14 protein-coding genes are annotated in these 15,815 nt (G+C 34.2%); 6 read left to right on the forward strand and 8 right to left on the reverse strand.

Annotated features, from left to right (window positions below; genetic code table 11):
* Nucleotides 1–362 precede the first annotated feature (362 nt).
* The 3 genes from FA048_RS10305 (at nt 363) to FA048_RS10315 (ending at nt 5,087) form a co-directional block, all read left to right on the forward strand.
* Nucleotides 363–1,328 carry a GLPGLI family protein gene (locus FA048_RS10305; protein ID WP_136840525.1) on the forward strand — a complete coding sequence of 322 codons (966 nt, stop codon included), beginning with the start codon at nt 363–365 and terminating at the stop codon, nt 1,326–1,328.
* Between the two features lie 148 nt (nt 1,329–1,476).
* On the forward strand, nt 1,477–2,442 hold the full coding sequence (locus FA048_RS10310) for a GLPGLI family protein (RefSeq protein WP_136840527.1): 966 nt from the start codon (nt 1,477–1,479) through the stop codon (nt 2,440–2,442).
* Nucleotides 2,439–5,087 carry a TonB-dependent receptor gene (locus FA048_RS10315; RefSeq protein WP_136840529.1) on the forward strand — a complete coding sequence of 883 codons (2,649 nt, stop codon included), beginning with the start codon at nt 2,439–2,441 and terminating at the stop codon, nt 5,085–5,087. The genes FA048_RS10310 and FA048_RS10315 overlap by 4 nt, the downstream gene beginning before the upstream one ends.
* A gap of 562 nt (nt 5,088–5,649) precedes the next feature.
* On the opposite strand, the gene FA048_RS10320 is transcribed toward FA048_RS10315, so the two are convergent.
* The 5 genes from FA048_RS10320 to FA048_RS10340 form a co-directional block, all read right to left on the reverse strand.
* Nucleotides 5,650–7,161, reverse strand: a complete 1,512-nt coding sequence (locus FA048_RS10320) for a M56 family metallopeptidase (protein WP_136840531.1) — start codon at nt 7,159–7,161, stop codon at nt 5,650–5,652.
* Between the two features lie 4 nt (nt 7,162–7,165).
* Nucleotides 7,166–7,528: a BlaI/MecI/CopY family transcriptional regulator gene (locus tag FA048_RS10325; RefSeq protein ID WP_136840533.1), complete on the reverse strand. Its 363-nt coding sequence runs from the start codon at nt 7,526–7,528 to the stop codon at nt 7,166–7,168.
* Between the two features lie 68 nt (nt 7,529–7,596).
* Complete coding sequence (locus FA048_RS10330) at nt 7,597–8,109, reverse strand: hypothetical protein (RefSeq protein WP_136840535.1); 513 nt, start codon at nt 8,107–8,109, stop codon at nt 7,597–7,599.
* A 26-nt stretch (nt 8,110–8,135) separates the two neighbouring features.
* Complete coding sequence (locus FA048_RS10335) at nt 8,136–8,651, reverse strand: hypothetical protein (RefSeq protein ID WP_136840537.1); 516 nt, start codon at nt 8,649–8,651, stop codon at nt 8,136–8,138.
* Nucleotides 8,648–10,213, reverse strand: a complete 1,566-nt coding sequence (locus FA048_RS10340; protein ID WP_225872529.1) for a dicarboxylate/amino acid:cation symporter — start codon at nt 10,211–10,213, stop codon at nt 8,648–8,650. The genes FA048_RS10335 and FA048_RS10340 overlap by 4 nt, the downstream gene beginning before the upstream one ends.
* 145 nt (nt 10,214–10,358) lie before the next feature.
* Between FA048_RS10340 and FA048_RS10345 the strand changes: the two genes are divergently transcribed.
* From FA048_RS10345 to FA048_RS10355, 3 genes are read left to right on the forward strand one after another with little or no spacing between them, the layout of a single operon-like run.
* Nucleotides 10,359–10,856, forward strand: coding sequence for an RNA polymerase sigma factor (locus tag FA048_RS10345; RefSeq protein ID WP_136840539.1), 498 nt, complete (start codon nt 10,359–10,361; stop codon nt 10,854–10,856).
* A complete protein-coding gene (locus FA048_RS10350) occupies nt 10,843–11,436 on the forward strand; it encodes a hypothetical protein (protein WP_136840541.1) in 594 nt (197 codons plus the stop codon). The genes FA048_RS10345 and FA048_RS10350 overlap by 14 nt, the downstream gene beginning before the upstream one ends.
* Nucleotides 11,437–11,475: 39 nt before the next feature.
* Nucleotides 11,476–12,033: a DUF922 domain-containing protein gene (locus tag FA048_RS10355; RefSeq protein WP_136840543.1), complete on the forward strand. Its 558-nt coding sequence runs from the start codon at nt 11,476–11,478 to the stop codon at nt 12,031–12,033.
* 1 nt (nt 12,034) lies between these two features.
* Here FA048_RS10355 and FA048_RS10360 read toward each other — a convergent pair whose 3' ends face one another.
* The 3 genes from FA048_RS10360 to trxB form a co-directional block, all read right to left on the reverse strand.
* On the reverse strand, nt 12,035–12,649 hold the full coding sequence (locus FA048_RS10360; protein WP_136840545.1) for a hypothetical protein: 615 nt from the start codon (nt 12,647–12,649) through the stop codon (nt 12,035–12,037).
* 130 nt (nt 12,650–12,779) lie between these two features.
* Nucleotides 12,780–14,696: a beta-N-acetylhexosaminidase gene (locus FA048_RS10365; RefSeq protein ID WP_136840547.1), complete on the reverse strand. Its 1,917-nt coding sequence runs from the start codon at nt 14,694–14,696 to the stop codon at nt 12,780–12,782.
* A gap of 134 nt (nt 14,697–14,830) precedes the next feature.
* Nucleotides 14,831–15,811, reverse strand: coding sequence for a thioredoxin-disulfide reductase (gene trxB / locus FA048_RS10370; protein ID WP_136840549.1), 981 nt, complete (start codon nt 15,809–15,811; stop codon nt 14,831–14,833).
* Nucleotides 15,812–15,815 lie beyond the last annotated feature (4 nt).

Genomic DNA, 15,815 nt, shown 5'->3' on the forward strand with positions numbered 1-15,815 from the left:
TTTCAGATTATGGCGCCATTGTATGGAGAAGATTGCTTCGCTCTGTGAAAAACAGAGGCTCGCAATGACGAATTCAAAACAAAATCTCCCTACGCTAGTTATCATCTCGGTAATAAAGCAAGTTAATTCTACGAAATATTCGTAAAACAACGGGTAGAGCAGAATAAACTAACTCATTTAATAGCTGTTTATAAATTACATTCACCAACATCAAAACACTAATAATCAGTTAGTTAATAAATATTTTAAATCTACCTACAGATTAAGCACCCTACTTATTCGTTAAAAATTGTTAAATCATTTTTAGTATTACGAAATAATCGTAGATTTACGAATAATTAATTACATATAATTAAATCTATATGAAAACTTTACTGATAATAATAATCGCTTTATCAATTAGCACCACAGTCTTAGCACAAAATCCTGATAAGGCGCTTACAAAAGTGAGCTACATCTTTACTCATATTCAGGATACTACCCAAAAAGATAGGCCTTATACTGAGAATATGTTGCTCTTAGTCGGCAAAAACGCATCGGTTTATACCAGTTATGAAAAAATCAATCAGACCATAGCGTTAAGAAAACGATTAGAAGAACAGATGAAAAATCAAGCTGGTAGTAATAATATGAATATCAATTTAGATAATCGTGGTAACAAACCTACATCTTCAATAGATTACTTTTATTTCGCTAAAGAAAATAAATTCTACACTAAAGAACGTGTTTTCAATAATTACATCGTGGAGGAACCTACATCTAAAATCAACTGGAAGATTACAAAAGATACTATCAGTTTCTCAGGCATCCATTGCCAAAAAGCCACTACTTACTTTAAAGGTAGAAACTGGATTGCTTGGTATGCTACAGAATTACCATTTCAAAGTGGTCCGTGGAAATTGAATGGTTTGCCAGGTTTAATTATCGAAGCTTATGATGACACAAAAACAGTTTCCTTTCAGTTTGCAGGAATGGAAAACGTTACTGCACAAGATGAAGCAACAAAAACAGATGCAAACCCAGTTACCAAAATGACACTTTCGGGCACAACCATAAGTGCATTTGGAATAGGAGATGGTGGTAGTGCTAGTCCGTATTTAGGGAATGAGATTAAACTTCCAACAGATGCGATAAAAGCAACCAGAAAAGAGCTGGATAACCTAAAAGAAGCGAGAGATAAAGACCCCCAAGGATTTATGAAAGCACAAGCGGCGGCTAGAAACGAAGGAGTGATATCTGTTGTTGGTTATGCGATGCCAAAAACCACAGGACCAGCCTTGGCAAAAATTGTATTGAATAATCCTATTGAATTACCAGAAAAGAAATAAAATTACTTGGCTTCGGATTAGCGTCATTGCCAGCTTGACTGGCAATCTTAAAGCTATTGAAGGCAAAAAACATGACGTTTTAAGATTCCCGTTTTCACGGGAATGAAGGTGTTGATGAATATAAAATAATAAACCAAACAAACATATTATGAAAACTACTTTAATCACATTATTTGCTATTGCAATTTCTTCCATTGCTTCTGCACAAAACCCAGATAAGGCTTTAGCTAGAGTAAGGTATAGCTTTACACACCTACAAGACACCATTCAAAAAGACAAACCATATACCGAAAATATGTTATTGGTAATTGGTAAAAATGCATCGGTTTACACCAGTTATGATAAGTTAAATCGTGATTTAGAAATGCAAAAGCAAATTGCGGAGCAGATGAAAAACCAAGCAGGCTCTGCCAATATGAGTATCAATATTAACAAAACCAATTCGACAAGGGTTTCAGATCTAGATTATTTTTATTTCGCCAAAGAAAATAAGTTTTACACCAAAGAGCGTCTTTTCACTATTTATTTAGTAGAAGAAGAGGCACCAAAAATAAACTGGAAAATAACCAAAGACACCACAAGTTTCTCTGGCATCAATTGTCAAAAAGCAACGGCTTATTTTAAAGGCAGAAATTGGACGGCTTGGTTCGCATCAGATTTGCCTTTCCAGAGTGGTCCTTGGAAATTAAATGGTTTACCAGGTTTAGTTATCCAAGCCTATGATGAAACCAAAACAGTTCAATTCCTTTTTGCTGGTTTTGAAAAAGTAAATGAAGAAGATGTAAAAAATGCAGCAGCAAACGAGCCTAAAATAACAACTCCAAATGGGGGGCCGGGTGTGGTAAAAATCATAGGCATGGAGGGTGGAAGTACTTACTTAGGTGCAGAAATTAAGCTTCCAGCAGATGCTGTAAAAACCACTAAGAAAGATTTAGATAAATTAAAAGAAGCACGAGACAAAGATCCACAAGGATTCATGAATGCACAAATGGCAGCTCAAGGCATTACAATGGCTACCGGCACAAGCATAAGAAGATCGGTTGGAAGTCCGACTGGAGCTGCCCCTGCTAAAATAGTAATTAATAACCCTATAGAATTACCCGAAACCAAATGAGAGCGTTCATCATTATACTAGCTTTCTTCTTATTTGGATTTACTTCTGCTTTTGCGCAAAAACAAATAAAAGGAAAAGTTAGAGATGCAAAAGGTGTTCCGGTTGTATCTGCAAATATTAATTTAAAAGACAAGGAAGGTAACATTTTAAGCTTCACCAGAACAGATGATAAAGGAAATTTCATTTTATCATTTACTGAAGAAAACAAGGATTTATCTATCGAGGCCACTACAATAGGCTACGAGAAAAAAATAATCTCCGTTGTCGAATTAAATAAAAGCTATGACTTGGTAATGGTTGAAAGTGAAACTAACCTTAAAACGGTTGTGGTAAAAAATCGTCCTTCTCTTACATTAAATGGCGATACGCTGAATTACAAAACATCAGATTTTGCCGATAAACAAGACAGGTCTATTGGCGATGTACTTAAAAAAATGCCAGGCATTGAGGTTAGTGAAGATGGCAAAGTAAGTTACAATGGAAAGGGAATATCAGCCCTTTATGTTGATGGCGATAATATTTTGGACGATAAATATAGCATTGGCACTAAAAGCATTCCACATGGTGCTGTAGATAAAGTGCAGGTTATAGAAAAAGATCAACCTGTAAAAATGCTTCGCAAAAATAACATGAGCGATGATGTAGCCTTAAATTTAGTGATGAAAGATGAAGCCAAATTAAAAGTACTGGGTGATATTAGAGCTGGTTTAGGCACTCCTGATCGGTTTGATGGTAATGCCAATGCTATGATGTTTAAAAAGAAAATAAAATTCATCAATAACATTAAAGGAAATAATATTGGTATAGATCCGGGTATCGATTTAACATCCTTTTTTGGTGGAAATTCTGGTAACGATAAACCTAGCGGCTTTCTTTCTGCAGGTGCGGCTGGTGTACCTACCCTACCACAAAAAAGAACCTTATTTAACAAGGCTGGCCTTGCCAATTTAAATAACCTGTATAAATTTAGTGAAGACTTACAGGTGAAGGCAAATATTGCTTACCTGTACGATCAAAGAGACCAGCAGTACAGCAAATTTTCTGAAACTTATTTAACTGGACAAACCATAACCTATAATGAGGTGCAGCAAAATGCAATTAATCCTCAGAAACTGCAGGCCAAACTAAACGTGTTAGCTAATGCTGATAAATATTATTTTAGCGATAATTTAGTAACCAATTATAGCTTAAGTAATACTGTTTCTAATGTAACTACTAACGGGATTGGCGCCAATCAGGCCCTAAACCAGAAAAATTTTGATATTTCTAATGAGTTGGTTTATCGTAAGAAATTAAAATCTGATAATACTTTTAACTTTTTCTCTTATGTAAGCAGGGCTACACAGCCAGAAGTTTTAAACATCACCCCTGGTTTAAATGAAGCTATTTTAAATAATGGTAATTCCTTTGCAGGCTTAAATCAGTATGTAAAATTACCTACTTGGTACACAAATAATTACACTGCTTTTGCCTTTGTAAACAGCAAGTTTACACAAACTTACAGGGTTGGGTTTAACGTACAACATCAGGAATTGGGTTCAGAACTGTATCGAGTGCAAAATAATCAAAGCACAGAACTGGTTTCTGCGCAAATGACAAATAATTTAGAATGGCTAAAAACAAAATTATATACAGATGCTACGTACGAATATAACTCTGGCAAGTTTAAGGCAAGTTTAGGCTTACCAATTAGCTACAATTACATTAGCTACAGCGATGAGACCAAAGATTTAGATAAAAACCTGAACAGGATATTTGTGAATCCATCTTTAAGCCTAAAATACCAAACAGGCATAGAGAATTATGTAACGGCAAATTATAGCTATAACAATAACTTAGGCGGGATTGACGATGTTTACAGAGGTACTATTCTAAAGAATTACAGGTCGTTATTCGCTAATGATGCACCCATAACAGAAAGTAAATCTCAATCGGTTGGTGCTGGTTTTAACTTCCGCAAGGCGATGCAAATGCTTTTCCTAAACCTAAATGCAAGTTATTCTACTTCTACAGTTAATACAATTTCTTCTTATAATTTAGCTAATAACATTCAGCAACGTGTGGTTATATCACTACCAAATGACATGAAAAGCTTAGCTTTTAGTGCAAATGCCAGTAAATATCTTTTCGATTTAAGAAGCACGGTTAACGTTGGAGCAAGTTTTAACCAATCTACTTTTGAGCAACTGCAAAACAATGTATTACTACCTTTTACATCGCAAAGCACAGCATATAAGGGAGGTATAGATTCTAAGATCAATAACTTCATCAATTGGTCTTACAACGCAACCTACGTCATTAGCACCAATAAAACTACTAGTGCAAGTGCTATTAAGAACAACAACCAACAATTGAGACAGCAATCGTCTATAACTGCTACAGCTTTTAAAAGTGTATTTATGACTTTGTCTGCTGAGCATATTTTTACACATCAAACTACACAACCAAATTTAAAATATTTATTCGCCGATTTTAACATAAGGTACAGGATGCAAAAGTTAAAAACAGATTTAGAATTTGGCATTACAAACTTAGCAAACATTAAAAAATTTGAAGCCAACTATCTTTCAGCCAACTCTTTCTCATCAGGCACCTACTATATTCCTGGTCGGGTGGCAATGATGAAAGCAACATTTAATTTTTAAAAGCATTAGCCTGGATGGGCGAAATATAGTTAATAGTTAATAAATCACACAAACAATGAAGAGCCCTGATACTATAAAGTTGAAGGGCTTTTTTTATCAACAAACCGTCTTTGCGAGGAGGAACGACAAAGCAATTCCCTTTCGAGGTAAATTAAAAGCTATTTAAGAATCAACACATCAGCGTTATCTGCGGGATTTTTTTTGAAAAGCAAATACACCATTTCATTTTAAAGTTAGCCCTGCCCTTTGCTGCAAGTCCTCGTCTCGTACCTCGTCTGTGGGCTTTTCGCTTCGGTAAGGTTTATCATACACAGAACAGAACAACTATTCTCGGTTTTCCTTGTACTGTCTTAAATTAAATAGCGCAGATTGAAGCGATATCTTCTCTCAGGCCATCCTGTGAGCGTAGTAAAAGTAATAACAATCAAAAAACCATCGCTTAGTAAGCAAACAATAAAGAGCTTGCCACAGCAGTGAAAAAGCAATTTCACAATAATGATGAAAAACAAAAAACCTTCATGCTTTACAACTTGAAGGTTTTAATGAATTATAATCCGAGTAGCTAAGGATTGGTGGTTTTCTTACCATAACCAATAATATGCACTTCTGATAGTTGTGTGTCTTTTTTAATATTTACACCCTTAATTTCAGCCGCTTTTATTTTATTTAAATCTTCAGCAGAAATTTCTTTCCCATTTAAATAAAACGTTGTATTTGCTCTTGTGCTAGAAAGGTCTGGAAGCTTTGTTCGGGTTGTTGGTTGGCCCTGAACAACAATTGTTTCTCCCATAGCTTTACCTTCAGCTAAAATAGGTTGTTCTCTTCTTTTGAAAGTAAAATTTAAATTTTCTATTGATTTAACCCCATCATTATTATGCACCGAGTCTCTTTTGATCATGATCATTCTTCCAGTAACTTTACCCTTTAATTCCTCTGGCAAGGCTATTATTTCTTGTTTCAATAACGATAATGCTCTTGCTGCATTAAAATCTGGCAAAGTAGAATTTAGTGAGTCTGTACTTAAATTAATGGCATCAATAATTACTTGAAATTTACGAGCAGTATCAATTTTTATATTAAGCACTTGCATTTCTGCTTTTTTCTTTCTTGCAGTATACTTTTTACTTGCTATAACGACTTCAGTTTTTGGAGCTTCCATTATTTTTGCCGTAATTAAAGCTTGTTCAATTGGGGCAAAATGTTTTTTAATGTCTTTTTTAGAAACAGTAAAGGCTAAAGTAGTTAACAACAAGACAGGTAAAACCAACATATAACGGCTTAACGTTAATTTAGAAGAACGTCTAGCGTTCATCATTTTAATGCGTTTCTTTAAATCTGATAGATTAAAGTTGTTCACAATCTCTACTGCAGGCATTAAGTTTCCTACATCTAATAAGCTGTACTGATAAGCTTTTTTGTCTACACCTTTCTTTAAAATTTTCTCATCTGTTATAAATTCTAGGTTTTCTTTCACTGCTCTTTTCATTAACCAAACACCAGGATTAAACCAGTAAAAAACTACACTTAATTCGGCCAAAATAATGTCTAGCGAATGCCATTCTTTAACATGGATTTGCTCATGCTCTAAAATGGTTTTTAATTCTCTTTCTTTATGCAGCGATGGATTGATATAAACAGTTTGCCAAAATGAAAAAGGACTTACAGCTTCATCTAAAATCCTTACTTGAAAATTAGCCACAGAACCTGGAGCAGATTTTTTATGCATTTTATATAGCGAAACAAACTGAACAATCAGTCTGAAAGCCATAAATACAACTCCTATATAAAATAAAATACCTATCCATTGCCAATATTCACCTATAAAGCCAGATGGGACTAAAGATTTAACCTGTTGATTGATCTCTGGTACAAAGGCCACTACATTTTGGTTTTGCCTATGAAAAAAATCTGTTAAATCAATAAAAGGATAAATAGTAGAAAATAAGATGCCAAAAGCCAAAAATATGCGGTTAATTACATAAAATGTTAATCGGCGAAGAATAAGATAATAAGCAGCTGCAAATAAAATGAGTACTAAATTTATCTTAAGCAGAATGATAAAAAAATGTGGCATAACCTTATTTTTTTGGGTTCTCGATTAGATTGATAATTTCTTTCAATTCATCTGCACTGATCTTGTTATCCTTTGCAAAAAAGGCAACCAATTCTTTATAAGAGTTTTGAAAATAATTATTTACAAAACCATTCATGAAACGTTTTTTATATTCGGCTTCTTTAACTTTTGCGCTGTAACGATTTGCATTGGCATAACGTTCACTTTTTAGGAAACCTTTGCGTTCTAAGTTTTTTACTGTTGAGGCTAGTGTAGTATAAGGCGGTTTTGGCTCTGGCATAGCATCCATAAAGTCTTTAATAAAACCTGCACCAACCTGCCAAATGGCCAACATCGCTTCTTCTTCTTGTAGTGTTAACTTCTCCATTTATTTACGAATATATCGTAAATATACGAAAACATATTACAATTTGGGATTTTTGATGTTAAAAAATGTTAAGGTTTTGAATACCTATCTTCCACTTCATCAATGGTTTGCTTAATTACTTTTTGAAGCTCATCTGCAGCTATTGCAATTGAAGGATTTTCATCATAATCTGTTAGAAAGATTATCTTTTTAGTTTTATGTTCATAAGTAAATACCATCTCATAACGCAAAACCTTATCGCTTTTTAAATCTGCATTCTTGTTTGCGATCACGTTTGGTAAATTCCATAAATCAAGCTCATTTGCTCTGCTATGAATAAAAATGATGTTGTTGGCTCGCAACTTCACTTTAGTTTTAATTAACGAATCTCTATTGTTTAAATATTGATAATCGCTTGTAGCAGAATTATAACTGTTTAAGAGTGTATCACCAACGCCCCATTTGTAACTTACTGAAATAAAAGTTGAAACCGGATACTCACTTTGTTTGAGGTTAATTAAATAATACCCTCCAATACCGGCAATAATAATTACAGCAACTGTAGCTATTAACGATAGATTTTTTCTCAATTCAAATGCCATCCTACAATCATTAGTATAACCCCAAACTATTTAGCTAATTTTTTCTGTCTTTGTTCGGCATCAATAATGCTTTGTTCAATCACTTTTTGCATTTGAGCGGCAGCACTTCTCATTTTAGGATTCCCTTCAAAATCTGCCAAATAGGTAACTTCTTTAGATTTTTTTTGGTAATTAAATTTCATAAAATACCTTAAAGCTTTTGAATTTTTTATGTCATTTTCATTATTTGCAACTACATCTGGCAAATTCCAAAAACCTTGTTCATCAGCGTTGCTATCTAAAAATTTCTTGTCTCTTGCGGTAAGCTCAACCTTAGTTACAATTAAGGAATCGTCATTATTATAATACTTATACTCCCCTGTAGCAGAGTTATAAGAATTCTCTAAATTGTTTCCAGCTCCCCACTTGTATTCTAAAGAGACAAACTCTTTTGCTTTAAATGGTGCATTGCGGATAATTGGTGCATAATAAACTATGCAGTAAATTAAAAAGGGAACGATTATAGTTGACGCTAAGAATATTTTTTTTCCTCTTGAACTCATATATTTATTTCAGCTGCTTCTGCACTATTCGGATCAAATTCACCTTCCCATTTGGCAATTACAACAGATGCTAAGCAATTTCCTATTACGTTTACAGATGTTCTGGCCATATCCATTAACTCATCAATACCTAAAATAATAAATATAGGCCATGTTGGTAGGCCGAAAGAAGCCGCTGTGCCCAACAAAATAACTAATGACGCTCTTGGTACACCAGCAACACCTTTACTGGTTAACATTAAGGTAAATACAATAATCAATTGGTGACCAAATGTAAGATTTATACCTGCCGCCTGTGCTACAAATACAGAGGCCAAAGCCAAGTATAGTGTAGTACCATCTAAATTAAAACTATATCCAGTAGGCATTACAAAAGCAACAATTTTACGCGGAACACCAATACTTACCATTGCCTCCATAGCACGCGGTAAAGCTGCCTCTGAACTGGTGGTAGCAAATGCAATAGACACTGGTTCTGCTATGGCTTTGATAAATTTTCTTATTGGTAATTTAATAATCAATGCTATTGGCAATAAAACAATAAGCATGAAAACGATGAGCGCAATATAAAGGGTAATTAACAATTGAAAAAGGTTAACCAAAACTCCGAGCCCCATATGCCCAACTGTATAAGCCATTGCAGCACCTACCCCAATTGGTGCAAAATACATCACAATATTAGTGAACTTAAACATGGTTTCGGATAAACTCTCTGTAAGGTTAATTAGTGGCTTACGTTGGGCCGTTGGAACCATAATTAATGCAATTCCAAAAAACACACTAAAGATTACGATTTGCAATACATCTCCACTAGACATAGATTTAACAATACTATCTGGAAAAATGTGCAAAATTACCTCTTTGGCTGTTTGTGCCTCAACTTTTGGAATATCTTGCATAACTGCATCTGCCTGCTTAATACCCACACCTGCTTTGCTTATGTTAATGGCGGCTAAACCAATAAATAAAGCAAAAGTGGTAACAATCTCAAAATATAATAAAGATTTCCAGCCCATACGGCCAACCTGCTTAATATCAGAGTGCCCTGCAATACCATAAACTAAAGTTGCAAATAATAAAGGAGCTATGATAACCTTAATCATTTTTAAAAAAATCTGACTAAAAATCTGCAAACCTTGACCAAAGAAAGGAAAGTCGTGCCCAATAGCTATGCCTAAAAATAATGCTACAAAAATCCAAAAGGTTAACGTCTTCTTTATGAAACCATAAAAAACAATAAAACCTAAAGCAACCCACCTTAATACATAAAACAGTTGATCTATTGTTTCAGGAACTACAATACTCCAATTAAATTGGCTATTTAAAAACAAAAATGAACTATAAGAAAGAAATGCAATGAGTAGTAAAAAAAATGCACCATTAGCTATCTTTCTTGGCAAAAGATACATCATCAATCCGCCAGTTGCTAAACAATATAGAGGTAAATAATCTAGTAACGTTAAAGTACCCGTACCATCTTTACCTGAATGAATAACTCCAAAAAACCCTAGTGAATTAATTAATATGGCTAATATAAATACGCAGATTACTGCGATTAACATAGGTTTGTTTTTTGTCATATTGAAATTTAGTTAGGCACAAAAGTAATTAATTGCGCAAAGTAAGCAAACTAATATTATTTTTGGTCAATATTATGTGTAACATAAATAGCCAAATGCTATCTAAAAAACACACGTAACCTGTTTAATGAATCAAAAAGACGTTTTATTTAAGGAAATTTTCGATAAAAATTCTAAGAAGATTTTTCACTTATGCTATGGTTATACAGGCGATAAGGATTCTGCAAACGATCTTTTACAAGAAACATTCTTAAAGGTTTGGCAAAATTTAGATAAGTTCAGAAATAAATCTCTCATTTCTACTTGGATTTATCGCATTGCCGTGAATACTTGCTTAACCTATTTACGCTCAGAAAAACGACAAGCTAAAGAAGAATTAACAGAAAACATCATAGAAAACAGAGTTGAAGAGTTTTCGGAAAAGAATGAACAGGTTGCATTACTTTATAAATCTATTTCGAAACTAGAAGAAAACGATCGTTTGATTATTACTATGGTGTTGGATGAATTACCATACAATGAAATTGCAGACATTTCTGGAATTAGTGAAGGGAATTTAAGGGTTAAAATCCATCGTATTAAACAAAAACTGACCGAATTATACAATCAGCATGCAAGAATTTGATCACATAGAAGCACTTTGGGCCAAGCATACGGTTGATGTAAAAATATCTGCCGATGATATGCTGAAACAAGCCAAAAAAGAAGTAAATGGTATACGTACAAAATCCCTCTTAAATATTGGAGGAATGATACTTTCTTTTTTTGCAATGGCTATGCTTTGGCTATTCTATGACGTGCAAACATGGACCACACATGCCGGAATTAGCATTATTATTATCGCAATAGCAGTTTATACCATTATTTTATATAACAATTACAGAATTATATCTAAAAGTGATTTTACAGTAAACCCGAATGAGTTTATCAGTAGCCTAAAACTATATCAATTGAATCGCTTTGCGCTTTACAATCGTTTATATTGGTTTTATGCAATAGCACTTTCTTTAGGTATGGTCTTTTACTTTGTTGAGATTTTAGCTCAACTAGATTTATGGATGCGAGTTGTTGCCATTGTTGTTAGTTTTGGCTGGATGATCTTCTGCTCTACGCTAGTTAGAAAAGCTGTAATTAGGAAAGACAAAGAACGAATTGCCCTATTAATCGAAAAATTCGAACGCATTAGCGGGCAGTTTCAAGAATAAGAATAATTTATTGGCACGGCTTTCGTTCTATAAAATCAAATGAAGAACGTTAGCATCACTTTTTTAAAAATTACATCCATTTTTTCACTACTATTTTTGTGCGCTTTTCAAACGCAACAAGAAATATATCCTGAGCAAGTTGGTTGGGATACTCACTTTTTGGCAAAACCAGATAGGTTATCTCCTTATGCAGCATTAACCGTTACCAATTGGCATTACAGCTATAGTTCTAAAATAACTGGCAATAAATTGCACATTGATTTCAAGTTTTCCGGAGGTGTTGTTCCTGCAGAATCTTGGGTAAAATCGGATAGAATAAGCAATAGAAAAGTGAGCAGGCAATTACTCAATCATGAACAAGGGCATGTAAACATTAACTTTTTATTGTTAAAAGAAGGAGAAAATCAAGTACGTTTTCAGAAATATTCAATATCGAACTACAAAAGACTTATACAGGCCAACGCCAATAAAGTAGGTAAACATTTTAGCGATATGCAAAGTAGATACGATGTGGAGACCAAACACGGCTCTGACTTAAATGCACAGTCCAAATGGGATGACTACATTAGAGAACAACTGAACAGGTATGAGAAGTAGGTTACTCTTCTGGCTTCACCTCGCTGGTAGAAAAACTATTGCCTCTTAAATTATATTGCAATGTTTTAACTAGCGTTGTTGTTTTGCCACTATCTATACTCACAACTGGTACCGATCTAAACAAATCCCCATTTTTAACAAAGAATTTATCATTGCCTTGGTAACCTTTTTTGATAGCACTATTTAGTCCTGGGAAACTAATTTTATCAAAGCTATTGTTAGCATATTCGTAAACGTTTAAATCATTTTCATCTTTTCTAACCAAGTATTGGATATATAATTCTGGATTACCATCATTATCCAAATCCATGTTCCATGCCTCAGCAATAATCCCTTTTCGCTCAACAGAAATAGATCTATAATTATTTTTAACAGAATCAGACATCAGAATTAAATACCCTCCCAAGGTGTCTATCCCTTTACCCCAACTTAATACTTCAAAATTTAGACCTGGCTTAATTTCGATGTTTTTATAAAATGGAAATGGATTTACTGACTTTGCTGGTGCATCAACTTTTGCCGCAACAGTTGATTTTTCATCAGCTGTGCATGAAGCAATAAAAGCAATTCCTACTAATCCTAAAAATGCAAATTTAATAGCGTTGATTAATTTCATTTTGTTTGAGATGATTTTATTTTTAAATATAGTGCTGAAATTTGTAGTTGATAAAAATGCAATCTTCCAGCTTCAATTTTAATGTTTAAGTTCTCTACGATTTATAAATCTAATAAATTCTTTACAAAAATTATTTCGCTTTAACTTCTGGTGCTCCATTGTTAAAAGTAGTTTCACTTACTACACTTCTTTTACCACTAGGTGTAATTACAATGGTTTTAAGAATTTTCTTTTGTCCTTGTGGAACGTTTATTTTTATTGGTGTAGTATATGCTGTTGCATTTTCTGATGGACGATAATTATCTAATGTATAGAATATTTTAGCACCGATAATTGGAGCTTTCAATTCAATAGTAAAATTTTCTCCATTAACCACTTTCTCAGGTTGACCAATTGGTACTGGAACCCAGTAATTTGTATTTGATTTATCTAATTTGGCTAAATGCAAGGGCACTCGTTCTTCCATAAAGTTTTTCACATCTTTTCTAGCAATAGGGCTCCAAGCGATTTCTGCAAGTGATAAAATTTTAGGAAAAATCATGTACTCAACCTTAGCCGGTGTTTCCATATACTCTGTCCAAACATTACCTTGTACACCAATAATATATTTTTGCTGATCTGTTGTAAGTACTTTTGGAATTGGATCGTAATTATAAACTTTTTGAAAGTTAGAAAACCCAGAACCTAATCCGCTTATGGTTAAAGGCTCATCTGCAGAGGCAGAAGCTTTATGGTCAAAATACAAACCTGCAGAGCCTGGTGTCATAATTACATCGTGATTTTGTTTAGCAGCTTCAATTCCACCTGCCTCTCCTCTCCATGACATCACTGTTGCATTTGGAGCTAATCCACCTTCTAAAATTTCATCCCATCCAATAATTGATCTCCCTTTTGCATTTACATGTTTTTCTATTCTTTGGATGAAATAACTTTGCAAACCATGTTCATCTTTCAAGTTATTGTCTTTTATAAATTGCTGGCAAAATGGAGATTGTTTCCAATATTCTTTCGGACACTCATCTCCACCTATGTGAATATATTTTGACGGAAATAAAGCAATTACTTCATCTAACACATTTTCTAAAAACTTAAAAGTATTATCTGTTGGCACGAAGACATCATCAAACACTCCCCAAGTTTGTTGCACTTGCTTACCTTTTCTATCACCAGTCCAAGGTGCTTTTTCCCCTATCCATGTATCTCTATCAGGGAAAGCACTCAACTCTGGATAGGCTGCAATTGCAGCAGAAGCATGACCTGGCATTTCTATTTCTGGAATTACATTGATATATTTTGATGCTGCATAAACAATTATTTGTTTTACTTCTTCTTGGGTATATACACCGCCATGTTCTGTATTGTCTGTGCCACCTGTACCAGGATAATTACCTACAATAGTTCCATTTCTTTTACCACCAACAGTTGTTAATTTTGGGTACTTTTTAATTTCTATTCTCCAACCTTGGTCATCTGTTAAATGCCAATGAAAAGTATTTAACTTATACATTGCCAATATATCTATGTACTTTTTTATAAATGATATTGGAAAAAAATGTCGTGATACGTCTAGGTGCATTCCACGATATTTGAAGCGAGGATAATCGTTTATTTCAGCAGTTTGAATTGTTATTTTATCATCTTTTTTCTCTGGCATGAGTTGCATTAAAGATTGTACAGCATAAAACAATCCTGCACCAGAACCAATAACTTTAATTTGGTTAGTAGTAATTTGAATGGTATAGCCTTCTGCTGGTAATTTATCTGCCCCTACTGAAGTTAATACAATAGCTTTTTGTGTATTAGTTACTGCCTTGGTTTCTCGCAAAGCGAAGCCTCCTTTTGTTACAATAAATGCATTTAATAAGTCTGCCGTTTTAGCATTTGCAGTCTCATTACTAATTAAAGCAACAGATTTATCTAATTGAAAGGTTCCATTGTTTTTTTTGATTGAAACAGGAACAGGGATAATCCCCATATTTGCATCTGTTTGGGCAAATGCCTGAAAAGTAAGAATAGTTGGTAAAAGCAATAAGAAAATTCTCTTCATATCATTTAGGGTTTGATATGCACAAGATATAAAATTTAGCGTTATGATAGAATATTAACCTATACAAAAAAAGCTTCCTGAAAATGATCAGAAAGCTTTTAAAATATCAAGTCCCCTTAATGGGTTTAGCGGTTTTAATCATAGGTAGACGCCAAAACATTTGGCGCATCGCCTTTTGCAGCTAAATAGCGTTCAGCATCTAAAGCTGCCATACAACCAGATCCCGCAGCAGTAACAGCCTGACGGTAATAATGATCTTGAACATCACCAGATGCAAATACTCCCTCTACATTGGTTTTAGTAGTACCTGGGGTTGTAATTAAATAACCTGTTTCATCCATATGTAACCAACCTTTAAAAATATCAGTATTAGGTTTATGTCCAATTGCGACAAAGAAACCTTCAACTTCCAACTGAGACTTTTCATTGGTTTTATTATTGATAATCTCTAATCCGGTTACATTTTTTCCGTTACCTAAAATCTCAACTGCTTCAGAATTATAAATCACTTCAATATTTGGTGTATTCAATACGCGGTGAACCATCGCTTTTGAAGCACGGAATTCATCTCTACGCACCAACATGTATACTTTTTTACAAAGCTTAGCTAAATAAGTTGCTTCTTCTGCAGCCGTATCTCCTGCCCCAACAATAGCAACATCTTGGCCCTTGAAAAAGAAACCATCACATACTGCACAAGCTGAAACACCGAAACCATTGTATTTTTGCTCACTCTCTAAACCTAACCATTTAGCAGTGGCTCCAGTGGCAATAATTACTGTATCAGCAGTAATGGTTTTAATTTCATCTACTACTACTTTACGAGGGAAAGAAGAAAAATCTACAGAGCTCACATAGCCAAAACGAATTTGAGTTCCAAAACGTTCGGCTTGTTTTCTAAAATCTTCCATCATCTCTGGCCCCATAATTCCAGCTGGGTAACCTGGAAAATTATCTACATCTGTAGTTTGAGTTAGCTGACCACCCATTTCCATACCCGTATACATTACTGGTTTTAAATCTGCACGAGCTGCATAAATTGCAGCGGTATAGCCCGCCGGACCAGACCCTATGATTAAGCACTTTACGTGTTCTATTTCTTGTTCTTGAGACATGTTT

The sequence above is a fragment of the Pedobacter polaris genome, from assembly GCF_005116505.1.
GTDB lineage: Bacteria > Bacteroidota > Bacteroidia > Sphingobacteriales > Sphingobacteriaceae > Pedobacter > Pedobacter polaris.